Genomic DNA, 23,010 nt, shown 5'->3' on the forward strand with positions numbered 1-23,010 from the left:
CCGACGGGCCCCCGGGTGTGCCTCGATCCGCGCACGTGGGGAGCACATGTGCCGCCTCGCGAAGCGCGACCGCGCCTACGCGGCGACGGCGCTCGGGCTCGCGGGCGCGGCGCTCCTGGCGCTGGCCGGACGCCCCCTCGTCGGCGAGCCGGCGCTGCTCGCCGCGGCCGCCGCCGCGGCGGCGATCGGCCTCGGGCTGTTCGACTATCAGGCGGCCCTCGCCCGGGCCCGCTTCGTCGGCGGGCTCTACCTGCGCCTGGTGCTGGTCAAGAACGGCCTGGCGCTGCTGCTGATGGTCGGCACCGCCTGGGCGACGGCGGATGCCGCGGCGGTGATGCTCGCCGGCGGCCTCAGCCAGTTCCTCGCGGCGCTCATCGTCCACCGCGCCCTCAGCGATCCGCCCGCCGCCCACGCGGCGGCCCGCCGCCGCGAGGCGTTGCGCCTGTTCATGGGCTACGGCCTGCCGGTCATCGCCGCCAACGTGGTCTACCAGCTGATGCCGTTCGCCAACCGCAGCGCGGTCGCGGCGGCGGCGGGCTTCGCGGAGGCCGGCTACTTCTCGCTGGCGGCGGATATCGGCGGGCGCATCTTCAGCACGCTGGGCGCTGCCCTCGACCTGCTGCTGTTCCAGATCGCCGTGCTGGCGGCGGAGACCCACGGCCACGAGGCCGGGGAGGAGCAGGTCGCCCGCAACGGCGCCGTGGTGCTGGCCCTGATCCTGCCGAGCGCCGCCGGATTCTGGGTGCTGGCCCCGGCCCTCGAGGCCATCGCGGTGCCGGAGGCCTATCGCGGCCACTTCGTGCACTACACGCTGCTGCTGCTGCCCGGACTCGTCGCCCTGGCGCTGATGAACTTCGCCCTCAACCCGATCTTCCAGATCCGCCGCCGCACGCTGCCGCTCGTCGCCGCCGGCGGCGTGGGCGCGCTCGTCAACCTCGTCGCCGCGCTGGCGCTCGCAAACCCCTTCGGTCCGTCCGGCATCGCCGCAGCGCAATCCCTCGGCTTCCTCGCCGCCATGCTGTTCCTCGGCCAGCGGGCGCTGACCGGGCCGGACCGCCTGCGCCTGCCCTGGCGCGACCTCGCCGCCGTCGTCCTCGCCACCACGGCGATGACCGCTGCGATCCTGCCCTTGCGTGGCCTGTCCCCCTGGCTCGCCCTGCCGGCCTGCATCGGCCTCGGCGGCCTCGTCTATGCCGCGCTCGTCTGGCGCTTCGACATCGCGGGCCTGCGGACCACCGTCGTCGCGCGCCTCGGCCGGGCGGCGCCGGCGGAGTAGGCTTGCGGCCTCGTCCGGCTTCGGCGCACAATCCGGCCCGAGGACATCCCATGACCCAATCTGCCCGCTGCGCCGACGTGCCGGAGGCCCTGAGGCCCCTCGTCGCCTGCATCGTTCGGGATGCGGCTTCCCCTCGACATCTGGCTGTTCGGTAGCCGAGCCCGGGGGCAGGCACGGGCTGACAGCGATTGGGACCTGCTCGTCGTGCTCCCCGACGACGTGGACGACGCCTTGCTCGACCCGGCCTTCGGCTGGCGCCTTCAGCGCGACAGCGGCGTGCGTGCGGACGTGCTCACGGCCACGCAGGGGGACCTCGGCGCGGTCTGGGGCGTGCCGAACACCATCGGCTACGTGCTCTCCCGGGACGGCGTCCGCCTCAATGTCGGTCGATAGGGTCGTCGCCGCCCTGCTGCGGATCGCTGCGGCCGATCTTGCCGATGCCCGCATCCTCGCGGGCGTTCGGTCCCGCAACGCGCCGTACCTCTGTTCTCAGGCGGCAGAAAAGATCGTGAAGGCTGTCCTCACCGTCGAGCGCATCCATGCCGACCGGAACATCGCTCACAGGATCGACCTGATGGTCGACCTTCTCCCTGAGGCCAACACGTTCAAGGCGCGGTTCCGCAAGATCGAGCGCCTCGCATCGTACGCGACGAGCGACCGCTATCCGACGGCCACGGGCCGGGTCCCGGCGGATTCCTCCGCCCGATGATCTGGCCGTGCTGATCGACGAGACGGGCAATCTGCTGCGGGACGTGGCCGGCGCGTACGGCGTGAACCTCGCCTCACGTCCCCAGCCTCCGCTTGCAACCGTCCGCGGTTGCCCCCAATGATCCGCGCCTCCCCGCGCGCCCGCGCGGCCACTCCCGGCGAGCGAGCCCCATGAGCATCTACCAGCCCCGGAGCGAGGCGGAGGCCGCCGCCCTGATCGGTGCGGCGGCGGCGCGGCGCGAGCGGCTGCGGGTCGTCGGCGGCGGCACCCGGACGGGGATCGGCAGGCCGGCGCAGGACGAAGCGACCCTGTCGGCGGCGAACCTCACCGGCATCACGCTCCACGAGCCGGCCGAGCTCGTCATCGCGGCCCGGGCCGGCACGCCGCTGGCCGAGGTCGAGGCGCGCCTCGCCGAGGGCGGCCAGATGCTGCCCTTCGAGCCGATGGACCATCGCCCGCTCCTCGGCTCCACCGGCGAGCCGACGATCGGGGCGGTCGCCGCCGGCAACATCTCCGGGCCGCGGCGCATCGCCGGCGGGGCCGCTCGCGACAGCCTGATCGGCGTGCGCTTCGTCAACGGGCGCGGCGAGGCGGTGAAGTCCGGCGGCCGGGTGATGAAGAACGTCACCGGGCTCGACCTCGTGAAGCTGATGGCCGGCTCCTGGGGTACCCTCGGCTTCCTCACCGAGGTCACCTTCAAGGTGCTCCCCGTCCCCGAGCGCACCGCCACCCTGGTCCTGCCGGGCCTCGACGACGGTCGCGCGGTCGAGGCGATGAGCTTAGCCCTCGGCTCGCCGTTCGAGATCACCGGGGCGGCCCACCTGCCGGCGGGCATCGACGGGCCGGCCCGCACGCTCCTGCGCATCGAGGGGTTCTCGGCGTCCATCGATTACCGCCTCGGCGAGCTCAGCCGCCTGCTGCGCCGCTTCGGACGCCCCGACCTCCTCGAGGGCGAGCCCGCAGGCCGGCAGTGGGCGGCCGTGCGCGACGTCCTTCCCTTCGCCGGCGGCGATGAGGCGGTCTGGCGCCTCTCGACCGCCCCGGGGCGCGGCCCCGCCGTGACGGCGGCGGTCGCCGCCTCCCGGCCGGCGCGCTGGTTCTACGACTGGGGCGGCGGCCTCGTCTGGCTCGCCACCTCCGGCACCGGCGATGCCGGCGCCGCGGCGGTGCGGGCGGCCCTCGGCTCGGGCGGCCACGCCACCCTGGTGCGGGCACCCGACGCCGTGCGGGCGGCGGTGCCGGTCTTCGAGCCCCTGTCCGAGCCGCTGATGCGGATCACCGCCGGCCTCAAGGCCGCGCACGACCCCGGCGGCCTGTTCAACCCGGGGCGGATGTACGCCGGGATCTGACCGCTCCCTCGCGGTGCGGGGCTATCGACGAAGACGGCATGGCGCGGGATCCCCCCTCCCGCGCGGGTAGAGGGCAAGCGCGCCGGTCTCAAGGTCCTTGCGCGAGCGAGATCGGGCTTTCATCGAGGACGTGACATGCGGGCAAGGGCAGGCATCCACCATCGCGCAGGGCCGAGACCATGAGCGTCATCTCCCACGTCTGCCTCGGCACCGTCGACCTCGCGCGCGCCGTCGCCTTCTACGCGCCGATCCTCGAGGAACTCGGCCTGAAGGTCCGCTTCCACGAGCCGGAGCACGGATGGGCCGGCTGGATGCCCCGGGACGCCGACCGGCCCCTGCTGATCGTCGGGCGGCCATGGAACGGACAGGCGCCCGATCCGGGCAACGGGCTGATGACGGCGCTGACGGCCGGATCGCGGGCGAGCGTCGACCGCTGCCACGCCCTGGCACTCGCGGCGGGCGGCACCTGCGAGGGGCCTCCCGGGCTCCGGCCGCACTATCATCCCCATTATTACGGTGCCTATTTCCGCGATCTCGACGGCAACAAGCTCTGCGTGGTGTGTCATGAGGCCGAAGGGGATGCGTGACGGCCCTGTCCGCTGCTACGGCGGAGTGCGGGCTGCGACGACGGTGCCGCGGCCCTGACCTCCTCCGACGCGTTCTCGCCTGTGATGTTCCGCCTCGCCCACCTCACCGACCCCCATGTCGGGCCGCTGCCCCGCCCGCGGCTGCGCCAGCTCATGAGCAAGCGCGCCACCGGCTGGGTGAACTGGAGCCGCGGCCGCAAGCTCACCCACGACATGGAGATCCTGGCCGCCCTGGTGGCCGATCTCCGGGCCGCCGCGCCGGACCACATCGCCTGCACTGGCGACCTGTGCAACATCGGCCTGCCGAGCGAGTGGGAGACCGCGCGGCTGTTCATGGAGGGCCTGGGCGGTCCCGACCTCGTCAGCTTCGTGCCCGGCAACCACGACGCCTACGTGCGCGGCTCGCTCAAGGGTCTGCTCGACGCGGTCGGGCCCTGGACCCGGGACGATGCGGGCCAGGACAAGCGCTTTCCCTACCTGCGCCGACGCGGGCCGCTCGCCCTGGTCGGGCTCTCCTCCGCGATCCCGACCGCGCCCTTCGTGGCGAGCGGGCGCCTCGGCGGGGACCAGATCCGCACCGCCGAGCGGATGCTGGCAGGCCTCGCCGCCGAGCCCGACCGCCCGTGCCGGGTGGTGATGATCCACCATCCGCCGCATGTCGGCGGCGCCAAGGCGGGCCGCAACCTGACCGACGCCCACGCCTTCGAGGCGATGATCGGCCGCGTCGGCGCCGACCTCGTGCTGCACGGCCACAACCATGTCGGCTCGGTCGCCTTCGTGATGGCGCCGGGCGGCCGGCGCGTGCCGGTGATCGGCGCGCCCTCGGCCTCGGCCCGGGGCGGGGCGCTCAAGCACTGCGCCGGCTACCACCTCTACGAGATCGAGCGGACCCCCACGGGCTTCACCCTCACCGCCACCCTGCGCGGCCTCCTGCCGGATGGCGGCCTCGGCGACCTCGGCACCCTGACCCTCAGGGCCTGACAGGCACCGCAACATTTCCTGGCAAGAGGCGTTCTCCCGCCAACGCGCGGCCTCGTCGGGCGGCGCCGGAGTTGCGACTGGGTCAGGGTGGCGTGGCCGTCCGCCGGCGGTACCCCGTCCGCGGCAGGGCCGCCCGCCCCGAGGAGTGAGGTCACCCCATGGCGGACGAAGCAGGCGGCGTGAGAGCGCAGGTCGCGAACGCGCGAGCGGAGGACGTGGGCCGGGGCGTCGCCCGGGTCAGCGCCGCGGTGCTGAACAGCCTCGGCCTCCAGGAGGGCCAGCCGATCGAGATCATCGGCAAGCGCCACACCACGGCGCTCGCCATCGCGCTGGGCCAGGAGGACGAGGGGCTGAGCATCATCCGCCTCGACGGCCTCCAGCGCGTCAATGCCGGCGTCGGCTCTGGCGACCACGTCGAGCTGCGCCGGGCCGAGGTGCGGCCGGCGACCCGGGTGGTGCTGGCCCCGGCCCAGAAGAACCTGCGCCTGCAGGGCTCCGGTGAGGCCCTGCGCCGCACCTTCTACCGCCGTCCCCTCGTCGCCGGCGACGTGATCTCCACCTCGGTGCCCTCGCGCTTCAACCGCGAGCAGGTGCCGGAGGAGCTGCGCTCGATGTTCAACCTGCCGGCCTACGGCCTGCAGGAGATCCGCCTCGTGGTGGTCTCGACCCAGCCGGCCCGCGGCATCGTCCAGGTCACGGCGGAGACCGAGGTCGAGCTGCGCCCGCTCTACGAGGAGCCCAAGGAGGTGCGCCGGGCCGACGTCACCTACGACGACATCGGCGGCTTGGGCACCACCGTCGACCAGGTCCGGGAGATGGTGGAACTGCCCCTGCGCCACCCCGAGCTATTCCAGCGCCTCGGCATCGACCCGCCGAAGGGCGTGCTGCTCTACGGCCCCCCCGGCACCGGCAAGACCCTGCTGGCCCGCGCGGTGGCGAACGAGACCGAGGCGCAGTTCTTCCACATCGCCGGCCCGGAGATCATGGGCAGCCAGTACGGCGAGTCCGAGCAGCGCCTGCGCCAGATCTTCTCCGAGGCGCAGCGCAACGCACCGGCGATCATCTTCATCGACGAGATCGACTCGATCGCTCCGAAGCGCGAGGAGGTCCGCGGCGAGGTCGAGCGGCGCATCGTCGCCCAGCTGCTCACCCTGATGGACGGCCTAGAGCCGCGCCAGAACATCGTGGTGATCGGCGCCACCAACCGGCGCGACGCCATCGACGAGGCCCTGCGCCGCCCGGGCCGCTTCGATCGCGAGATCATCATCGGCGTGCCGGACGAGCCCGGCCGGCGCGAGGTGCTGACCATCCACACCCGCGGCATGCCGCTCGGCGACAACGTCGATCTCGACGAGATTGCGCGGACCACCTACGGCTTCGTCGGCGCCGACCTGTCGGCGCTGGCCCGCGAGGCGGCGATGGACGCGCTGCGCCGGGTGCTGCCGCAGATCAACCTCAAGGAGGGCATCCCGCCGGAGATCCTGGAGAAGCTCCAGGTCTGCCGCGAGGATTTTCTCAACGCCCTCAAGCGGGTGCAGCCCTCGGCGCTGCGCGAGATCATGATCCAGGTCCCGAACGTCACCTGGGACGATGTCGGGGGCCTCGGCGAGGTGCAGACCAAGCTGCGCGAGGGCGTCGAGCTGCCCCTGCGCAATCCCGGGGCCTTCCGCCGCATCGGTATCCGGCCGGCCAAGGGTTTCCTGCTGTTCGGTCCCCCCGGCACCGGCAAGACCCTGCTCGCCAAGGCGGTCGCCCGGGAGGCGCAGGCGAACTTCGTCGCCACCAAGTCCTCCGACCTGCTCTCGAAGTGGTACGGCGAGTCCGAGCAGCAGGTCTCGCGCCTGTTCGCCCGGGCCCGCCAGGTCGCCCCGACGGTGATCTTCATCGACGAGATCGATTCGCTCGCGCCCGTGCGCGGCGGCGGGCTCGGCGAACCGGCGGTAACCGAGCGGGTGGTCAACACGATCCTCGCCGAGATGGACGGGCTCGAGGAGCTGCAGGGCGTGGTGGTGATGGCCGCCACCAACCGGCCGAACCTCGTCGACCCGGCCCTCCTGCGCCCCGGCCGCTTCGACGAGCTCGTCTACGTGCCGGTGCCGACCATCGCCGGGCGGCGCCACATCCTCGGCATCCACACCCGCGCGATGCCCCTCGCCGACGACGTCGACCTCGACGCGCTGGCCGAGCGCACCACGCGGTTCACCGGCGCCGACCTCGAGGACCTCACCCGCCGGGCCGGCCTGATGGCCCTGCGCGAGAACCTCGCGAGCGAGCGGGTCACCCAGGCGCATTTCGACGCGGCCCTGCACGAGACCCGCGCCTCGGTGACGCCCGAGATGGAGCAGGACTACGAGACCATGCTGCGCACCCTCAAGCAGGAGGGTCCGCAGCGCCAGCCGATCGGCTTCGTGCCCCTGCGCCAGGCGGCGGAGTAGCGCCGCACGGCCTGTGGCGCGGATGCACCACGGGCCGCCCCACGATCGTTTCTGCCATGTTATGGCCACAGCCCGGCGGCCAACCCCGCGATCAGGTTTGATCGGGAGGGGGATGATGACCCGTCGTGCTGCGCTGAGGCGCTTGATGAGGCCGCTCGTGGCGACCGCGTTGCTGGCCGGGGCCGCCCCGGCCCAGGCGGTGAGCCTGCTCGACCGCGGGCCGGTCGCCGATTTCCTGACGATCTTCCGTCAGCAGGGCGTTCCGCGCCAGACCATCGGCTGGAACAGCCCCTACAAGCCCGGCACGGTGGTGATCTCGACCAGCCAGCGCCGGCTCTACTACATCCTGCCGAACCAGGAGGCGGTGCAGTACGGCGTCGGCGTCGGCCGCGAGGGCTTCTCCTGGGCCGGCACCAAAACCGTGACCATGAAGAAGGAATGGCCGGCCTGGCGCCCGCCGGAGCAGATGCTGAAGCGCCGCCCCGACCTGCCGCGCTACATGGCCGGCGGCAACGACAACCCGCTGGGCGCCCGGGCGCTCTACCTCGGCTCCAGCCTCTATCGCATCCACGGCTCGAACGAGCCCGAGACGATCGGCGCGGCGGTGTCCTCGGGCTGCATCCGCATGACCAACCGGGACGTGATCGACCTGTACGATCGGGTGAAGGTGGGGACGAAGGTGGTGGTGCTGCCGTAGGATTGATGCCTTTTGATCGGATTTCACCCGGATGCGAAGCGGCTGACATATCGAGCCGCTTCGCATCAGGCACAATCTGCAGCTTAAACCGCCACCACCTTCCCCGGATTCATGATGTTGTCCGGGTCGATCGCCCGCTTCAGCGTCCGCATCAGGTTCAGCGCCTCGGGCCCGTGCTCGAGCTCCATGAAGCGCATCTTCTTCTGGCCGATGCCGTGCTCGCCGGTGCAGGTGCCCTCCATGGCGATGGCGCGGGCGACCAGGCGCTCGATGAAGCCGGTGACCCGGGCGATCTCGTCGGGATCGTCCATCATCACGAGCGGCGAGGTGTGGAAGTTGCCGTCGCCGACATGTCCCGCGATCGGCGCCGTGATGCCGCTCTCGACGATGTCGCGCTTGGTCGCGTCGACGCACTCGGCGAGCCGCGAGATCGGCACGCAGACGTCGGTGGCGATCACCCGGGCGCCGGGGCGCATGCCGACCGCCGCCCAGTAGACGTCGTGGCGGGCCTGCCAGAGCCGGGTGCGGTCCTCCGCCCTGGTGGCCCACTCGTAGGGACCGCCCTCGAACTCCGCCGCGATCTCGCCGAAGCGCTCGGCCTGCTCGCGCACGCTCGCATCCGAGCCGTGGAACTCGACGAGGAGCAGCGGCGTCTCGGGCAGGGTCAGCTTGGAGTAGGCGTTGCAGGCCGCGACCTGCACCTCGTCGAGGAGCTCGATGCGCGCCACCGGCAGGCCGGACTGGATGGTCACGATGACGGCGTCGCAGGCCGCCTTGATGCTCGGGAACGGGCAGACGCCGGCGGAGATCGCCTCCGGGATGCCGGCGAGCTTGAGCGTCAGCTCGGTGATGATGCCGAAGGTGCCCTCCGAGCCGACGAGGAGCCGGGTGAGGTCGTAGCCGGCCGAGGTCTTGCGCGCCCGGGGGCTGGTGCGGACGATGTCGCCGTTCGGCATCACGGCGGTGAGCGACAGGACGTTGTCCTTCATCGTGCCGTAGCGCACCGCATTGGTGCCCGAGGCCCGGGTCGCCGCCATGCCGCCCAGCGACGCGTCGGCGCCCGGGTCGATCGGGAAGAACAGGCCCTGGTCGCGCAGGTGCTCGTTCACCGCCTTGCGGGTCACGCCGGGCTGGACCACGCAGTCGAGGTCCTCGGCGTGGACCGCCAGCACCTTGTTCATGGCGCTCATGTCGATCGAGATGCCGCCGTAGGGCGCGTTGACGTGGCCCTCAAGCGACGTGCCGGTGCCGAAGGCGATGACCGGCATCCTGTGGGCGGCGCAGACCCGCACCACCGCCTGCACGTCCGCGGTGCTCTCGGCGTAGACCACCGCGTCCGGCGGCTGGTTGGCCACCCAGGTCAGGGTGCTGCCATGCTGCTCGCGCACCGCCTGCGAGGTGACAACGCGGTTGCCGAACTGGGCCGTCAGCTCGCGAATCACGGCCTCGACGGTCTCGGGGGAGGGGCGCTCGCGGGTGGGAGCGGGGCTCTGGGCGTTCATGGGGACTTAACCTCCCGGACGGATTCTGACGGACGGGCGCCGCCCGGCCTTTTGCCGGCCACTCTAGCAGCCGGCGTCGGCCCGGCATATCCGGCGCCTCGGTCACGGAGAAGTGCGCCCGGCGGCCGGCACCTTGCCCCAAGGTGCAAGGCATCCGGGGGTGCATCGTCCGGCGGAGCGTGCTACGTGCCAGGGCGCCCTTGTCATCCCGCCTGCGCCTGATCGGGAGCCCCACAATGGCTGACGACCGTCCCGCATCGGTCTTCTTCTTCGCGCCCTTCGTGTCGTCCACGATGGCGATCGAGCCGGGCTGGATCGATTATAACGGCCACCTGAACATGGCGTACTACCACGTCCTGTTCGACCGAGCGGTCGACGAGGCGTTCGGCGTCGTCGGCCTCGGGCCGGACTACATGGAGGCCGGACGCGGCACGACCTTCGCGGCCGAGGTCCACGTGCGCTACCGCCGCGAGCTGGTGCTCGACGATCCGGTGCGGGTGACGCTCCAGCTCATCGCCTTCGACGAGAAGCGGCTGCACTTCTACGCCGAGATCCGGCACGCGACCGAGGGCTGGGTCGCCGCCACGTCCGAGAACCTCTCCCTCCACGTCGACCCGGTGTCCCGGCGCGTCGCGCCGTTCCCGGACGACATCCTGGCCAATCTCGGGGTCATGCTCAGCTCGCACGCCCGGTTGCCCCGCCCCGACGACCTCGGCCGCGTGATCGGCATCCCGGCCCGCGGCCATGCGCGGCCGGACGCCGTGGCCTTCGCGGCCGCCGGCGCCCGGGTCAGGCACTAGCCAGGCGCGGCGGCGCGGTCAGCGCAGCGGGGCGATCGGCGCGACGGGCGGCGGCAGGCTCTGCTGGCGCTGGATCTGCCCCTGGAGCTGGTTGGTCTCGAACCGGTTCTGCTGCTGGATGCCGCGCAGCTCGCCGCGGGTCTCGATCGACCGGTTGATGCCTTCGACGGTCCGCTCGGCGCGGTTGCTCGGCACCTGGTTCTGAGCCAGCGCCGGCAGGGGCGCGGCGGCGAGCGTGACGCTCAGGATCAGGAGGCTGTGGGCACGCATCGTGTCTCTTCCCATGGGCGAGGGCCTGTACGTGGAGAACGACGCCGGGGTCCAGGCAAGGTTCCGCCGTCTCACGAAGACGTATGCGCCCGCCACCCTCGACGCCGTTCGCGTTTTGGTCCAGTGATGCCCGCATGACTCGCGAAACCGCCGCAGGGACCGCCGGCCCGGCTTCCACCTCGATCTCCGCCCGCGCCCGCGCCGCGGTGGTGCCCCAGGACGCGTCCTACCTCGCCGGGCTCAACCCCGAGCAGCGCCGCGCCGTCGAGGCGACGGAGGGGCCGGTGCTGGTGCTGGCCGGGGCCGGCACCGGCAAGACCCGGGTGCTGACCACCCGCATCGCCCACCTGATCGCCACCGGCCGCGCCCGGCCGTTCGACATCCTGTCGGTGACCTTCACCAACAAGGCCGCCCGGGAGATGAAGGAGCGCATCGGTGCGCTCATCGGCCCCGCCGGGGAGGGGATGCCGTGGCTCGGCACCTTCCACGCCATCGGCACCAAGATCCTGCGGCGCCACGCCGAGCTCGTCGGCCTGCGCTCCGACTTCACGATCCTCGGCACCGACGACCAGCTGCGCCTGCTCAAGCAGGTGATCGCGGCGGCCGACCTCGACGAGAAGCGCTGGCCCGCCCGCAGCCTCGCCGGCACCATCGACGGCTGGAAGAACCGCGGCCTCGGCCCTGAGCAGGTGCCGGCGGGCGAGGCCGGCGCCTTCGGCTTCGGCAAGGGCGGGACGCTCTACGCCGCCTACCAGGAGCGGCTGAAATCGCTGAACGCGGTCGATTTCGGCGACCTGCTGCTGCTCTGCCTGCGGCTGTGGCGCGAGAACCCGGATATTCTGACCAACTACCAGCAGCGCTTCCGCTACATCCTGGTCGACGAGTACCAGGACACCAACGTCGCCCAGTACCTCTGGCTGCGCCTGCTGGCGCAGGGCCACCGCAACGTCGCCTGCGTCGGCGACGACGACCAGTCGATCTACGGCTGGCGCGGTGCCGAGGTCGACAACATCCTGCGCTTCGAGCACGATTTCCCGGGCGCCCTGGTGGTGCGGCTCGAGAACAACTACCGCTCGACCGGCCACATCCTGGCCGCCGCCTCGACGCTGATCGCCCACAACGAGGGCCGCCTCGGCAAGACCCTGCGCACCGACAGCCCGGAGGGCGAGAAGGTCACGGTCACCGGCGCCTGGGATTCGGAGGAGGAGGCGCGGCTCGTCTGCGAGGAGATCGAGCGCCTCCAGGCCAAGGGCCACAAGCTGTCGGAGATCGCCGTCCTGGTGCGGATCTCCGCGCAGATGCGCGAGGTCGAGGACCGCTTCGTCCAGCTCGGTCTGCCCTATCGCGTCGTCGGCGGCCCGCGCTTCTACGAGCGGGCCGAGATCCGCGACGCGCTGGCGTATCTTCGCATCGTCGCCAACGGCTCCGACGACCTCGCCTTCGAGCGGATCTTCAACACGCCCAAGCGCGGCTTGGGCGACGCGACGCTCCAGGCGCTGCATGGGCTCGCCCGCCGCGCCGGCGTGCCTCTGCTCCAGGCGGCGCGGATGATGAGCGAGACCGAGGAGCTGAAGCCCAAGCCCCGCTCGACCCTGCGCGCCCTGTGCCAGAGCTTCTCCCGCTGGGCGAAGCTCCTCGAGGACCAGCCGCACACCGAGGTCGCCCAGACGATCCTGGAGGAATCCGGCTACACCGAGATGTGGCAGAAGGAGCGCACCGCCGACGCCGCCGGGCGCCTGGAGAACCTCAAGGAGCTGGTGCGCTCGATGGAGGAGTTCCCGGACCTTGCCGGCTTCCTCGAGCACGTCTCCCTCGTCATGGACGCCAACGAGGCCGAGGGTGGCGACCGGGTGAGCCTGATGACGCTCCACGCCGCCAAGGGCCTCGAGTTCGACACCGTCTTCCTGCCCGGCTGGGAGAACGGCCTGTTCCCGAACCAGCGCGCCCTCGACGAGAGCGGGCGGGCCGGCCTCGAGGAGGAGCGGCGCCTCGCCCATGTCGGCCTGACCCGGGCGCGCAAGCGCGCCAAGATCTCGTTTGCGGTCAACCGGCGCATTCACGGCCTGTGGTCCTCGACCGTGCCGAGCCGCTTCATCGACGAGTTGCCCGAGACAAGCGTCGCGGTCATCGACGCGCCGGCGAGCTTCTCGCAAGGGCCGTCGCGCTTCGACCGGCAGGCCCCCGCCTTCGGCTCGTCCTACACCACGCCGGGCTGGCAGCGGGCGCAGGCCGCGACCGCCGGCCAGGACCGGTTCGGCGGGGGAGGGCGGAGCGCCGCGCCGGGGCGGCGCGGGCCGCAGCAGATCGAGGGCACGCTGGTGGCGAAATCCACCGGCACCCCGTCCGCCTACGAGGCCGGCGCCCGCATCTTCCACACCAAATTCGGGCCCGGCTCGGTGGCCGCCGTCGACGGCAACAAGCTCACCGTTGACTTCGACAAGGCCGGCCGGAAGATGGTCCTCGACAGCTTCGTCCAGCCGGGCTGAGGCGGTCCCGCGCGCTCCTGCCCGCGTGGACGAACGAGGAGCGGCGATCAGGTGGCGACCTCATCCGGCCCGCGGGTCAACGGCGATCCGCGCCGCATCCCCGGGAATGCCGCGCCCCCTTCCACCCCTGTGTGGTTTTCATCACAAGAACCCGGCTCCTCTTCGTCACCCGGCGTTTTGCCGGTTCATGGTGCGGCGCGAGAATTGCTCGTTCACCATCGGCTGCTTACCCTCTCGGTCGAGACGGGCGGACTTGTCCACCGCCTGCGTCATCCCCGACCGGAACCGTTGTGGCCCGTGAGGCTTTGAGTCGTTACAAGAACAAAGGAGATCTGGGACACGAGAGGGCACACGATAGTCGGCACCGCAAGTCCAGTGGGAGTGTTGATCCATGAAGAGACGACGCGCACGACTTGAACTGGTTGAAGACCGTCCGATCCGGGTGCACCGCACCCGTTTCGAGGAAGAGCGTAATCCGCCTCCGATCCAGCCGATGACGGCCCGCCAGGCCGAGTATCTGGAAGCCCTCGGGTCCCACCCGCAAGTCATCGTCCTCGGCCCCGCCGGCACCGGCAAGACCTACATCGCCGGAACCCGCGCCGCCGACCTGCTGCGCCAGCGCCGCGTCGCCAAGGTGGTGATCACCCGGCCGAACGTTCCCTCCGGTCGATCCCTCGGCTTCTTCCCCGGCAGCCTCGAGGAGAAGATCGCCCCCTGGGTCGCTCCCCTCACCGAGACCATGAAGGAGCGCATGGGCGACGGCGCCTTCGAGATCGCCGTCAAGGCCGGCGAGATCGAGGTCGTGCCCTTCGAGGTGATGCGCGGCCGCACCTTCAAGAACTGCCTGGTGATCCTCGACGAGGCCCAGAACACCACCCCCGCCGAGATCAAGATGTTCCTGACCCGGATCGGCGACGACACCCAGGTCATCATCAACGGCGACGTCTCGCAGACCGACCTGCGCGAGACCTCGGGGCTCCGCACCGTCATCCACCTGGTCAAGAGCCGGATGATGCCGATCCCGATCGTCGAGTTCGGCCTCGACGACATCGTCCGGTCGGGCATCTGCGCCGAGTGGGTGCGGGCCTTCGAGGAGGCGCGAGTTTAACGGTGGCCTGCCGCTCCGGGCGATCCGGAGCGGCAGGCTGTCAGCGCGATGTCCTGCCGGCGAAGTCGCTCTGGAAGTCCTTCAGCTCGCCGGCATTGAGATCCGACACGGCACGGAAGGCGAGCCCGCTCTGGTCCCAGGCGATGACGGTGTAGCCGTCCCGGGTCGCGTCGTGAGGTGGTCGCCCGTCCGCCGGCCAGACGAAGAGATTGATGACGTGCTGGTGCCGCCGGTAGATCAGCGCGGCCACGACGCGCCCGCCGACGTAGTCGAGGCGGCCGCCGACGAGCGGGAATCCGCGATCAGCGAGGTCGACGACCGGCGGCGAGAAGTCGATCCGACCGGCGAACCACGGCTTCACCGTGTGCTGGTCGGTGCTCTCGACATCCGTGAGATGGCTTGCCAGGAGCGAGCGGACGTGGCCCGCGACGAGGTCGGCCGCGAGATCGGCGCCCGGCTCGGGCCGCGTCGTAACGACTGCGAGCAGGATCGCAACGGCGACGAGGCCGGCGGGCAGGCCCGCTACCGCCCGCAGCCGCGCGAGGAGGCCCGGGAAGCGGGCGAAGCGCCGCGGCTCCTGCGCCAGCTCCTCCCGCGCCAGAGTGGCGGCGAGCCGCGCGCGCAGCGCCTCCGGGGCGCGCCACGCGACGTCCTCGCCCGAGAGGCGCGCGCGGAGCGCGCGCAAGGACGCGAGCTCGCGGGCGCAGGCCGGGCATTGCGCGACGTGCGCCTCGCACCGCAGCGCGTTGGCCGCGTCGAGCTCGCGGTCGATCAGGGCGTGGAGCAGGATGGCTTCGTCGCAGGGAACCTCGCGCCGCTCCGTCATGGCCGGTCCTCGCCGCATCGGCGGCGCCACGCCGTCGCGAGCATGTGCCGCGCCCGGGCGAGGCGCGACATCACCGTCCCGATCGGCGCCGCGGTGACCGCCGCGATCTGCTTGTAGGACAGGTCGTCGAATTCCCGCAGGATCAGCACCTCGCGAAACTCCTCCGGCAGGGCCTCGATCAGCCGGCGGATGAACGCCGCCTCGCTGTCGCGGACGAGCGAGGCCTCCGGCGTCGGCTGGTCGGGGTCCCAGATCTCCTGCTCATGCGATCCGGGGGCCGGGCGCTCGTCCGGCGGCACGCCGCATTCCAGCGGCGCGTGGCGCGCCCGGTCGCGGACCCGCGCGCTCGCCCAGTTCCGCGCGCAGTTGCGCACGATCGCCAGGAGCCAGGCGCGGGCATCGCCACCGCGATAGGTCCCGAAGGCCCGGAAGGCGCGCAGGAATGCCTCCTGCACGACGTCGTCGGCGGCGTCGGCGTCCCGCGTCAGGAAGCGGGCGAGGTTGTAGGCGGCGTCGAGATGCGGCAGCGCGACCTCGCGAAACGAGCCGGGGGGCGGCCCGGCCGCCGCCTCCGGCGTTGCGGCCTCGCGCGCCGGCGAAGGGCGATCGGTGCATCCGGAAGCCGCCGCCGCCTGATGCGCCAGGACCGCCGCGATCCGGACCCACAGGCCGGCGCCCGCCGGCCTCCACCGGACCGGGCGGCCGGTCGCGACGGCGGCCGCCGTCACGAGACCCCTCCCGGGTTCGTTTGCGCAGCCATGCGGGTCACCCCGGTGGAACCCGCACCACGACCGTGCCGGTCATGTGCGGGTGCAGCGAGCAGAAGTAAGGATACTCCCCGGGCACCGAGAAGGTGAAGGAGAAGGACTCGTCGGTGTCGAGCGCCCGCGAGCGGAACTGGCCGGCCGTCGCGACCACGGTATGGGGAATATCGTCGCCGTTGCGCCACGTCAGCGTCGTCCCCGGTGCGACCGCGACGACGGCCGGGCTGAAGGTGAAGTTGTCGATGCGGACGACGACCGCTGCGGCGGGTGCGGGCGATTCGGCGGCGGCGCCCGCGCCGAGCAGCAGCGCCGCGATCAGTGTTGCCGCGAAGGCCGCCTGCCGGCCGCGACGGAGGAGCGGGGCCGGGGAGGGGCCGGCCTGCGAGGAAGAGGGCATGGAGCCATCGCGCTCACCCGGCGAGCGGCGCGTCGACGATCGCCAGCGGCCCGGTCCCGCGCACGAGCGAGACCTGCGTGATGCCGAGCAGGCCGCGCAGCTCGCCCGCCGGCACCGTCAGCGGGCCCGGAGAGGCAGCGGCTCCCGGCGCAGGCTGCGGGAAGGCGGTCGAGCGGGCGGTGTGGAAGGCGACGCTGCCCTCGACCTTCTGGATGATCTGGTGGACGTGCCCGTTGAGCACCGTCACCGAGCCGAAGCGGCGGAGCAGGGCGAGCGCCCGGCCGCCGTCCTGCGTGCCCCAGCCCCATTCGGGATAGACCGTCCAGAGCGGGATGTGGGCGAACACCACGATCGGCGTGCTCGCGGACAGGCCCGCCACGTCGCGCTCCAGCCAGTCCAGCTGCTCGGCGCCGAGCGTGCCGAGGCCGCCCGCCTTCAGGTCGACGACGTTGACGAGACCGACGAAGTGGACGCCGTTCCGGTCGAAGCTGTACCAGCCTGCCCCGCGCGAACCCTTGCCGTAGCGGCTGAGATAGGCGCGGCCCTGCCCGTCGTCGAGGAAATCGTGCTCGCCCGGCACGAAGAACAGCGGGACCCCGGTCTCGCGCAGGACCTGGTCGGCATCGTCGAATTCCCGCTCCTTCGACAGGTGGCTGACGTCGCCGGTATGGATGATGAAGGCCGGCTTCTCCGGCAAGGCCTGGATCTTGCGGACCGCCTCGCGGAGCGTGCCGATGGCGTCGGGGTTTGCCGGCTTGCTGAAGCCGATATGGCTGTCGCTGATCTGCAGGAAGGTGGAGGGCGCCGCCCCCGCCTCGGCCGCCAGCGCCCGCTCCAGGCCCAGGGCGCGCGGGAGCCCGCCGCCGAGGGACCAGAGCAGCCCGGTGCCGGCCCAGACCATGCATTCGAGCGCGAAGCGGCGGCTCGGCCCGGCGGCTGTCTCGTTCTCGATCTCGTTCGAAGGCTTGGCGTCCGGCATGATCCGGCTCCGTGGCGATCCGGGACGTCGGCGTCCCTGAGCACCGGACCGACGCGACGCGGGCTTTATTCCCGGCCGCGGACGAAAATCGCGCCGGTGCCGGCCGAGCCGGAAATCTGCCGCAACGCGAGCAACCATCCCGCGCCGTGACGTTTCTAGGGTCTGCTGCCCCACGCACCCGCAGGACGCACCATGGCCCACCTCCTCGTCATCGGCGCCAGCCAGGGCATCGGCCTGGAGACGGTCAAGGCCGCGCTCGCCGCCGGGCACCGGGTGCGGGCCTTCGCCCGCTCGGCGGGCAGGATTGCGCTGTCCGACCCCAACCTCGAGCGCTTCCCCGGCGACGCTCTCTCGGCGCCCGATGTCGCCGGCGCGCTCGAAGGGATCGACGCCGTGGTGCAGGCCCTCGGCGTGCCGTTTCGCGACCTGTTCGGGCCGGTGCGGCTGTTCTCGGACGCGACCAACGTGCTCGTCCCGGCGATGGAGACGGCGGGCGTGAGACGGCTGGTGGCGGTGACCGGCTTCGGCACCGGCGACAGCCGCGCGGCGATCGGCCCGCTGCAGCGACTGCCGTTCCGCCTGGTCTTTGGCCGCGCCTACGACGACAAGGACGCGCAGGAGATGCGCATCCGCCGGTCCTCCCTCGACTGGACCTTCGTGCGCCCCGGCGTCCTCACCGGCGGGCCGGCGACCGGCCGCTACCGGGTGCTCGACCGGCCGTCGTCATGGACGAACGGGCTGATCGCCCGGGCGGACGTGGCGCAGTTCATCGTCCGGGAGATCGTGGAGAACGGCCACGTCGGCCGCGCTGTCGTCCTCGTCAGCCACCCGCTCCCGCTCTGAGCCCGATGGACAAGCTCCTCTACTACGCCGTCACCCTGATCGAATCGGTCCTCGGGGTCTTCGGGGTGCGGTCGTTCTACGACCAGCCCCGCTACGCGGTCGTCGAGTGGCTCGACCGCGGCGTCGAGATCCGGGCCTACGAGCGGCGCGTGGCGGTCGAGACCGACGCGCGGGGCCAGGGCGACGGCGAGGCGTTCGGGCGGCTCTTCCGCTACATCACCGGGGCGAACCGGGCCGGCGACCGCATCGCCATGACGGCGCCGGTGGAGGCGGGCGGGCAGCGCATCGCGATGACCGTGCCGGTGGAGCAGGGCACCGGGGGCACGATGCGGTTCTTCCTGCCCCACGCCGTCGCGGCGGCCGGGGCGCCGGAGCCGACCGAGCCCGGCGTGCGCCTCGTCGAGGTGCCGCCGGAGCGCATCGCGGCCCTGCGCTTCTCCGGCCGGATCACGCCCGAAGCCCGGGCCGGCCAGGAGCGGGTCCTCGTCGAGGTGCTGCGGGAAGCCGGGCGCGCGCCGGCCGCGCCTCCGTTCTTCATGGGCTACGACCCGCCCTTCGCGCTCCCCTTCCTGCGGCGCAACGAGGTGGCGGTCAGGCTGGGAGCGTGACCCCGGGCGACCTCACCGCCCGTCGGCCCGGGCCACCGCCCGCTTGATCACCTGCTGCACCTCGACGTTCGACAAGAAGAGATCGTGGTTGATGAGGCCGCTGCCGTAATCCGAGGCGTCGGCGACCCGCACGCCCAGAGCTTCGAGGCGGCTGCGGTCCGCCGCCCCCGCCCGCAGCACGCCGCCCGCGATGGTGCTCGACAGTTCGAGCGCCCGGTCGTTGGTGGAGGAGATCACGGTGATCTTCTGGGCGGCGGTGCCCAGGCGCTCGATGCCGTTGGTGAACAGGTCGATGTCGATGTCGGGCGCGGCCAGCACCACGGCGCCGATCTTGTCGAGGGCCGCCTCGCCGGCATCGGCGCGCAGCATGCGCAGGGTCTCCAGGGTGAGCAGCGTGCCCATCGAGTGGGCGACGATGTGGATGCGCCCGCCGGAGGTCTGCGACGCCGCGAGCGCCCGCAGCAGGTCCTCGAAGGCGTCGCGGGACCACAGCGCGCTCTCGCGGTCGTAGCCGTAGTCGAAGGTCTTTCCCGCCGAGGGCCAGGTGAACAGGCCCGAGACGCCGCGGAAGCGGATGCCGTCGGAGAGCTGCGCGGCGCTGATCGCGGCGGTCTCGAACGACTCGCGGTAGCCGTGGACGTAGAGCAGCACGTCGCGCCCGAGCGCCGCCTCGGCGAAGGCGGTGGCGGCCTCGGGGCCCGTCACCACCCGGGGCACCGCGGCGATGCGCCAGTCGCCGGTCACCACCGACGAGACCTTGCCGATCAGCGAGCGATCGGGCGCGGCGAGGCGCACGGGCGCAAAGGCGAGGCCGCGGCCGCGCTGGTCGGTGAAGTAGGGCGGGCGGCCGGCGGGCTCGGCCGGGCGCCGGGTCGTCGCGACGAGCAGCAGCGGGCTGACGTCGAGGGCCGATTGCTTCTCAGGGCCCGCCGCCTCGCCGAGCAGCCCGTCGCCGAGGCAACCGCCGAGGGCGAGGCTCGCGAGGGCGGAGAGGCCGAGGCGGGCGAAGCCCCGGCGCGTCGGCGCGGCGGTCAATGTCATGTCGTCCACTCGGTCTCCGGCTTGGCCGGTCAGTCGCGACGGCTTTCAGGCCGACGATGCGGCATGATCGTGGCCGCGCCGCGTCGCACCGAGGCGAAGCCGCCTCTGTTGCCCGAAGGTCACGCCTGCCGGCCATCGGTCCACAGGCCGGGCTCTCGACGGCCGGGCGGCGAGCCGGCAGAAAGGCCCCATGACCGCTCCGGCCCCCGACCTCGCCCAGCTCCTCGCCGGCAACCGCGCCGCCCTCGCCCGCGCCATCACGCTGGTCGAGTCGAAGCGGCCCGACCACCGGGCCGCCGCCCGCGACTTGCTGGACGCGGCCCTGCCGCATGCCGGCCGGGCGGTGCGGGTCGGCATCACCGGCGTGCCGGGAGTGGGCAAGTCGACCACCATCGACGCCCTCGGGGCGAACCTGACGGCCCGGGGCCACAAGGTCGCGGTGCTGGCGGTCGATCCGAGCTCGTCGCGCACCGGCGGCTCGATCCTCGGCGACAAGACCCGCATGGCGCGGCTCGCCGTCGATCCCAACGCCTTCATCCGGCCCTCGCCCTCCTCCGGCACCCTCGGAGGCGTGGCGGCCAAGACCCGCGAGACGATGCTGCTGTGCGAGGCGGCGGGCTTCGACGTGGTGCTGGTCGAGACCGTCGGGGTCGGCCAGTCCGAGACCGCGGTCGCCGACCTCACCGACTTCTTCCTGGTGCTGATGCTGCCCGGCGCCGGCGACGAGCTGCAGGGCATCAAGAAGGGCATCCTCGAACTCGCCGACATGATCGCCGTCAACAAGGCCGACGGCGAGGAGGGCATGCGCCGCGCCACGGCCGCGGCGGCGGAGTACCGGGCGGCGCTCCACATCCTGACGCCGGCGAGCGCCACCTGGACGCCGCCGGTGACGACGATTTCCGGGCTCGCCAACCAGGGCCTCGACGCACTCTGGGACGCGGTGCTCGACCACCGCCGCAAGCTCACCGCCTCGGGCGAGATCGCCGCCAAGCGCCGGGCCCAGGACGTGAAGTGGATGTGGGCCCTCGTCCACGAGCGGCTGCACCAGCGCCTCACCGGCAGCGCCGAGGTGCGGAAGACGACGGCGGAGGCCGAGCGGATGGTGGCGTCGGGCGAGCGCTCGCCCGCCGCGGGAGCAGACCTGATCGCCGAGCTGATCGGGCTCTAAGCAGACCTGCGTTGGCAGACCACACGATACCCGACAGTGGCCCTTTCAGGCTCCCCAATCCCTTTCCGGGCCCGGAACGGGCCTGCACGACTGCAGTGTCAGCGGAAGGAGGATCCGGGATCCAGCAGAGGAAGTGCCGCGAGGCGGCTCCTTGGCGGCACCGTTACAGGGACACAGACGCTTCGCGCCTTTTTGCGCTGGATCCCGGATCTCCTTCCACTTCGTTCCAGTCGTCCGGGAAAGGGGGGAGAGGCGGAAAACGGGCTGTCTGAGTGGTGAAGCTTAGCCTTATCTCACTGTCGTGTACCGTGGCAGGCAAACGCTTCGTCCGCTTAGCGTCTTGTTGTGTCGGAGGTTTTTGCCGCAAGACCGGCGGCCGCTCTCGCGAAACCTGCTTAGCCGCCCGCCGCGCCCCGCAGCGCGCGCAGGAGGCCGCCGCGATCGCCGAACAGGTGCGTGCCGTCGAGACCCCGACCTGTCTCGCCGCCGACCACGAGGGCCGGCACGCCGTGCAGGCCGTGCCGCGCCATCGCCGCGCGTCCCTCTGCCATGCGGCGGGCGGCCGCGTCGTGCAGCGCGGCGTCGGCCTCGCGCAGGCGGAGGGCGGCGGGCGCGAGGTCGTGCCCGTCCAGGACCTCCGCCAGGGTGGCGAAATCGGCGATGTCGCGGCCCGCGACGTAGCGCGCCGCCTGGATCGCCGCGGCGGCCTCCTGCTCCCTGTCGGGTGCGGTGAGGTGGACCGCGGTGAGCGCCAGGGTCGCCGGCCCCGAATCGACCCTGCCGCCGCGCGCGCCCAGCACACGCGTCCGGTAGGCTTCGCCGAAGGGCTGGCCCGTGAGCGCAGCGATGCGCTGGTCGGCCGACCAGGCGTGCGCGGCGAAACCCGCATCCATCGGGAAGGCGCCCCGGCCGGCGAACAGCCCGACGGGCAACAGGGCGAGGGCCACGTCATCGCGGCTGTGCAGCCAGGCCAGCGCCGGATGGGCGCCGTAGCACCAGCCGCAGAGCGGATCGTACAGGCAGGTCACGGTGATCCGATCGGTCATGGTCCCTCGCCTCGCTCGTCCCGTCAGTAGCCCACGGTGAAGCGCTGGCGGATGTGGGCCGGGCGCTCGATCTCGTCGACGAGGGCCACCGCATAGTCCTCGTAGGAGATCCGGCTGCCGTCCTCGCCGACGAGCAGGCTGTCGCGTCCGAGGCGGAAGCGGCCGGTGCGCTCGCCCGGTCCGATCAGCGCCGAGGGCGACAGGAAGGTCCAGTCGAGGTCGGTCACGGCGCGCAACGCGTCGAGGAAGACCGCGCCGCGCAGTGCCTCCTCCTTGTAGGCGGCGGGGAAGTCCGGCTGGTCGACCAGCCGCTGCCCCGGCGCGACCTCGAGCGAGCCGGCGCCGCCGACCACGAGGTAGCGCGTCACTCCGGAGGCACGCACCGCGTCGATCAGCGCCGCGGGGTCGCTGTCGCCGAAGCGCACGGCGCTGACCACCGCGTCGTGCCCGGCGAGCAAGCGGCTCAGGCCCGCGGGATCGCGCACGTCGCCGGCAACCGCCTCGACGCCGTCGGGGAGGGCGCTCCCCGCGGGATTGCGGGCGATCGCCGTGACGCGATGCCCCCGCGCCGCGAGTTCCTTGACGAGACGCGTGCCGACGTTCCCGGTCGCGCCGATGACGGCAACCCTGGCCATGATGATACCTTTGTGTGGTTTCGCGATCTGGTCTACTTTCCAGACCATTGAGAGCTAGCCCTCCGCGATCGGCTGCGCAAGACGTCATCGCCTCGGGACTAGGTCAGCGCGCAATGACCAAAGGAATGACCAAGTGCTCCACCGATGCAGGCCGGACGACACCTCTGACACTTCCTGCCCGATCCGCGACGTCCTCGACCGGATCGGCGATCAGTGGAGCCTGCTGGTGCTCGCCGCACTGGAGCCGGAGGTGAAGCGCTTCAGCCAGCTCGAGCGGGAAATCGGCGACATCTCGAAGCAGATGCTGTCGAAGACCCTGCGCCGACTCGAGCAGGACGGCTTCGTGGCGCGGGAGGTCCACGCCGAGGTGCCGCCCCGGGTCGAGTACCGGCTGACGGCGCTGGGCTGCTCGTTCCTCGCGCCGCTGCGGGAGCTGATCCGCTGGGCGGAGGCGAACCACGCGGCGATCCTGGCGGCGCGGCGGCAGGGAGCGGCGTGAGGGA

The 23,010-nt window shown here is 72.2% G+C and carries 24 protein-coding genes; 15 read left to right on the forward strand and 9 right to left on the reverse strand.

The annotated features are described in order from the left end of the window. Positions 1-46: 46 nt before the first annotated feature. The 8 genes from VQ02_RS30180 (at position 47) to VQ02_RS30215 (ending at position 8,034) form a co-directional block, all read left to right on the forward strand. The gene (locus VQ02_RS30180) at positions 47-1,276 is read left to right on the forward strand and encodes a polysaccharide biosynthesis protein (protein ID WP_053080614.1); all 1,230 of its coding nucleotides are present in this window, start codon (positions 47-49) and stop codon (positions 1,274-1,276) included. Positions 1,277-1,396: 120 nt separating this feature from the next. Beyond that, positions 1,397-1,669 (forward strand): nucleotidyltransferase domain-containing protein, encoded by a 273-nt coding sequence (locus VQ02_RS30185; RefSeq protein ID WP_048447949.1) that lies wholly within the window; start codon positions 1,397-1,399, stop codon positions 1,667-1,669. After that, positions 1,656-1,985 (forward strand): HEPN domain-containing protein, encoded by a 330-nt coding sequence (locus VQ02_RS30190; RefSeq protein ID WP_048447950.1) that lies wholly within the window; start codon positions 1,656-1,658, stop codon positions 1,983-1,985. The genes VQ02_RS30185 and VQ02_RS30190 overlap by 14 nt, the downstream gene beginning before the upstream one ends. 170 nt (positions 1,986-2,155) lie before the next feature. Beyond that, complete coding sequence (locus VQ02_RS30195; RefSeq protein WP_048447951.1) at positions 2,156-3,334, forward strand: FAD-binding protein; 1,179 nt, start codon at positions 2,156-2,158, stop codon at positions 3,332-3,334. Between the two features lie 179 nt (positions 3,335-3,513). Further along, positions 3,514-3,921: a VOC family protein gene (locus tag VQ02_RS30200; RefSeq protein WP_048447952.1), complete on the forward strand. Its 408-nt coding sequence runs from the start codon at positions 3,514-3,516 to the stop codon at positions 3,919-3,921. A gap of 84 nt (positions 3,922-4,005) precedes the next feature. Continuing rightward, positions 4,006-4,902 (forward strand): metallophosphoesterase family protein, encoded by an 897-nt coding sequence (locus VQ02_RS30205; RefSeq protein WP_048447953.1) that lies wholly within the window; start codon positions 4,006-4,008, stop codon positions 4,900-4,902. Between the two features lie 158 nt (positions 4,903-5,060). After that, positions 5,061-7,337: a CDC48 family AAA ATPase gene (locus VQ02_RS30210; protein WP_048447954.1), complete on the forward strand. Its 2,277-nt coding sequence runs from the start codon at positions 5,061-5,063 to the stop codon at positions 7,335-7,337. A 115-nt stretch (positions 7,338-7,452) separates the two neighbouring features. Then, positions 7,453-8,034, forward strand: a complete 582-nt coding sequence (locus VQ02_RS30215) for a L,D-transpeptidase (RefSeq protein WP_425339938.1) — start codon at positions 7,453-7,455, stop codon at positions 8,032-8,034. An 83-nt stretch (positions 8,035-8,117) separates the two neighbouring features. Here the strand turns inward: VQ02_RS30215 and VQ02_RS30220 are convergent, their stop codons facing one another. Then, the gene (locus tag VQ02_RS30220) at positions 8,118-9,536 is read right to left on the reverse strand and encodes an FAD-binding oxidoreductase (protein WP_048447956.1); all 1,419 of its coding nucleotides are present in this window, start codon (positions 9,534-9,536) and stop codon (positions 8,118-8,120) included. Between the two features lie 236 nt (positions 9,537-9,772). Here VQ02_RS30220 and VQ02_RS30225 point away from each other — a divergent pair, with 236 nt between their 5' ends. Further along, complete coding sequence (locus VQ02_RS30225; protein WP_048447957.1) at positions 9,773-10,336, forward strand: thioesterase family protein; 564 nt, start codon at positions 9,773-9,775, stop codon at positions 10,334-10,336. Between the two features lie 18 nt (positions 10,337-10,354). On the opposite strand, the gene VQ02_RS30230 is transcribed toward VQ02_RS30225, so the two are convergent. After that, positions 10,355-10,606 carry a hypothetical protein gene (locus tag VQ02_RS30230; RefSeq protein WP_048447958.1) on the reverse strand — a complete coding sequence of 84 codons (252 nt, stop codon included), beginning with the start codon at positions 10,604-10,606 and terminating at the stop codon, positions 10,355-10,357. Positions 10,607-10,740: 134 nt separating this feature from the next. Here VQ02_RS30230 and VQ02_RS30235 point away from each other — a divergent pair, with 134 nt between their 5' ends. Next, entirely contained in the window at positions 10,741-13,092 is a 2,352-nt protein-coding gene (locus VQ02_RS30235; RefSeq protein ID WP_048447959.1) for an ATP-dependent helicase, read from the forward strand. A 391-nt stretch (positions 13,093-13,483) separates the two neighbouring features. Continuing rightward, a complete protein-coding gene (locus tag VQ02_RS30240) occupies positions 13,484-14,200 on the forward strand; it encodes a PhoH family protein (protein ID WP_048447960.1) in 717 nt (238 codons plus the stop codon). A gap of 40 nt (positions 14,201-14,240) precedes the next feature. Here VQ02_RS30240 and VQ02_RS30245 read toward each other — a convergent pair whose 3' ends face one another. Genes VQ02_RS30245 through VQ02_RS30260 form a run of 4 tightly spaced genes read right to left on the reverse strand, consistent with a single transcriptional unit; the run spans position 14,241 to position 17,166 of the window. After that, positions 14,241-15,026, reverse strand: a complete 786-nt coding sequence (locus tag VQ02_RS30245; RefSeq protein WP_048447961.1) for an anti-sigma factor family protein — start codon at positions 15,024-15,026, stop codon at positions 14,241-14,243. Continuing rightward, the gene (locus VQ02_RS30250) at positions 15,023-15,754 is read right to left on the reverse strand and encodes a sigma-70 family RNA polymerase sigma factor (RefSeq protein WP_245239898.1); all 732 of its coding nucleotides are present in this window, start codon (positions 15,752-15,754) and stop codon (positions 15,023-15,025) included. The genes VQ02_RS30245 and VQ02_RS30250 overlap by 4 nt, the downstream gene beginning before the upstream one ends. A gap of 37 nt (positions 15,755-15,791) precedes the next feature. Continuing rightward, the gene (locus VQ02_RS30255) at positions 15,792-16,187 is read right to left on the reverse strand and encodes a cupredoxin domain-containing protein (protein WP_048447962.1); all 396 of its coding nucleotides are present in this window, start codon (positions 16,185-16,187) and stop codon (positions 15,792-15,794) included. Between the two features lie 13 nt (positions 16,188-16,200). Then, positions 16,201-17,166, reverse strand: coding sequence for a metallophosphoesterase family protein (locus tag VQ02_RS30260; protein ID WP_048447963.1), 966 nt, complete (start codon positions 17,164-17,166; stop codon positions 16,201-16,203). Positions 17,167-17,358: 192 nt separating this feature from the next. Between VQ02_RS30260 and VQ02_RS30265 the strand changes: the two genes are divergently transcribed. After that, positions 17,359-18,009, forward strand: coding sequence for an NAD(P)-dependent oxidoreductase (locus VQ02_RS30265; protein WP_048447964.1), 651 nt, complete (start codon positions 17,359-17,361; stop codon positions 18,007-18,009). Between the two features lie 5 nt (positions 18,010-18,014). After that, a complete protein-coding gene (locus VQ02_RS30270) occupies positions 18,015-18,617 on the forward strand; it encodes an SOUL family heme-binding protein (protein WP_048447965.1) in 603 nt (200 codons plus the stop codon). 12 nt (positions 18,618-18,629) lie between these two features. Here the strand turns inward: VQ02_RS30270 and VQ02_RS30275 are convergent, their stop codons facing one another. Continuing rightward, complete coding sequence (locus VQ02_RS30275; protein WP_048447986.1) at positions 18,630-19,658, reverse strand: alpha/beta hydrolase; 1,029 nt, start codon at positions 19,656-19,658, stop codon at positions 18,630-18,632. Positions 19,659-19,848: 190 nt separating this feature from the next. Here VQ02_RS30275 and meaB point away from each other — a divergent pair, with 190 nt between their 5' ends. Beyond that, entirely contained in the window at positions 19,849-20,826 is a 978-nt protein-coding gene (meaB, locus tag VQ02_RS30280) for a methylmalonyl Co-A mutase-associated GTPase MeaB (RefSeq protein WP_048447966.1), read from the forward strand. A 395-nt stretch (positions 20,827-21,221) separates the two neighbouring features. On the opposite strand, the gene VQ02_RS30285 is transcribed toward meaB, so the two are convergent. Both VQ02_RS30285 and VQ02_RS30290 read right to left on the reverse strand, forming a co-directional pair. Beyond that, complete coding sequence (locus tag VQ02_RS30285; RefSeq protein WP_048447967.1) at positions 21,222-21,872, reverse strand: DsbA family protein; 651 nt, start codon at positions 21,870-21,872, stop codon at positions 21,222-21,224. A 23-nt stretch (positions 21,873-21,895) separates the two neighbouring features. Then, positions 21,896-22,507: an NAD(P)-dependent oxidoreductase gene (locus tag VQ02_RS30290; protein WP_048447968.1), complete on the reverse strand. Its 612-nt coding sequence runs from the start codon at positions 22,505-22,507 to the stop codon at positions 21,896-21,898. A 133-nt stretch (positions 22,508-22,640) separates the two neighbouring features. Here VQ02_RS30290 and VQ02_RS30295 point away from each other — a divergent pair, with 133 nt between their 5' ends. Beyond that, positions 22,641-23,006, forward strand: coding sequence for a winged helix-turn-helix transcriptional regulator (locus tag VQ02_RS30295; RefSeq protein ID WP_048447969.1), 366 nt, complete (start codon positions 22,641-22,643; stop codon positions 23,004-23,006). Positions 23,007-23,010: the final 4 nt, after the last annotated feature.

This window comes from Methylobacterium variabile, assembly GCF_001043975.1.
Classification (GTDB): Bacteria; Pseudomonadota; Alphaproteobacteria; order Rhizobiales; family Beijerinckiaceae; genus Methylobacterium; species Methylobacterium variabile.

Bases quoted from the DNA above. Each gene is read 5' to 3' on its own strand.
- VQ02_RS30185 (WP_048447949.1), top strand. From the start codon at position 1,397: ATGCGGCTTCCCCTCGACATCTGGCTGTTCGGTAGCCGAGCCCGGGGG.
- meaB (WP_048447966.1), top strand. From the start codon at position 19,849: ATGACCGCTCCGGCCCCCGACCTCGCCCAGCTCCTCGCCGGCAACCGC.
- VQ02_RS30190 (WP_048447950.1), top strand. From the start codon at position 1,656: ATGTCGGTCGATAGGGTCGTCGCCGCCCTGCTGCGGATCGCTGCGGCC.
- VQ02_RS30270 (WP_048447965.1), top strand. From the start codon at position 18,015: ATGGACAAGCTCCTCTACTACGCCGTCACCCTGATCGAATCGGTCCTC.
- VQ02_RS30275 (WP_048447986.1), bottom strand. From the start codon at position 19,658: ATGACATTGACCGCCGCGCCGACGCGCCGGGGCTTCGCCCGCCTCGGC.
- VQ02_RS30210 (WP_048447954.1), top strand. From the start codon at position 5,061: ATGGCGGACGAAGCAGGCGGCGTGAGAGCGCAGGTCGCGAACGCGCGA.
- VQ02_RS30265 (WP_048447964.1), top strand. From the start codon at position 17,359: ATGGCCCACCTCCTCGTCATCGGCGCCAGCCAGGGCATCGGCCTGGAG.
- VQ02_RS30260 (WP_048447963.1), bottom strand. From the start codon at position 17,166: ATGCCGGACGCCAAGCCTTCGAACGAGATCGAGAACGAGACAGCCGCC.
- VQ02_RS30215 (WP_425339938.1), top strand. From the start codon at position 7,453: ATGACCCGTCGTGCTGCGCTGAGGCGCTTGATGAGGCCGCTCGTGGCG.
- VQ02_RS30225 (WP_048447957.1), top strand. From the start codon at position 9,773: ATGGCTGACGACCGTCCCGCATCGGTCTTCTTCTTCGCGCCCTTCGTG.
- VQ02_RS30205 (WP_048447953.1), top strand. From the start codon at position 4,006: ATGTTCCGCCTCGCCCACCTCACCGACCCCCATGTCGGGCCGCTGCCC.
- VQ02_RS30290 (WP_048447968.1), bottom strand. From the start codon at position 22,507: ATGGCCAGGGTTGCCGTCATCGGCGCGACCGGGAACGTCGGCACGCGT.
- VQ02_RS30255 (WP_048447962.1), bottom strand. From the start codon at position 16,187: ATGCCCTCTTCCTCGCAGGCCGGCCCCTCCCCGGCCCCGCTCCTCCGT.
- VQ02_RS30235 (WP_048447959.1), top strand. From the start codon at position 10,741: ATGACTCGCGAAACCGCCGCAGGGACCGCCGGCCCGGCTTCCACCTCG.
- VQ02_RS30230 (WP_048447958.1), bottom strand. From the start codon at position 10,606: ATGCGTGCCCACAGCCTCCTGATCCTGAGCGTCACGCTCGCCGCCGCG.
- VQ02_RS30195 (WP_048447951.1), top strand. From the start codon at position 2,156: ATGAGCATCTACCAGCCCCGGAGCGAGGCGGAGGCCGCCGCCCTGATC.
- VQ02_RS30220 (WP_048447956.1), bottom strand. From the start codon at position 9,536: ATGAACGCCCAGAGCCCCGCTCCCACCCGCGAGCGCCCCTCCCCCGAG.
- VQ02_RS30200 (WP_048447952.1), top strand. From the start codon at position 3,514: ATGAGCGTCATCTCCCACGTCTGCCTCGGCACCGTCGACCTCGCGCGC.
- VQ02_RS30180 (WP_053080614.1), top strand. From the start codon at position 47: ATGTGCCGCCTCGCGAAGCGCGACCGCGCCTACGCGGCGACGGCGCTC.
- VQ02_RS30245 (WP_048447961.1), bottom strand. From the start codon at position 15,026: ATGACGGAGCGGCGCGAGGTTCCCTGCGACGAAGCCATCCTGCTCCAC.
- VQ02_RS30240 (WP_048447960.1), top strand. From the start codon at position 13,484: ATGAAGAGACGACGCGCACGACTTGAACTGGTTGAAGACCGTCCGATC.
- VQ02_RS30285 (WP_048447967.1), bottom strand. From the start codon at position 21,872: ATGACCGATCGGATCACCGTGACCTGCCTGTACGATCCGCTCTGCGGC.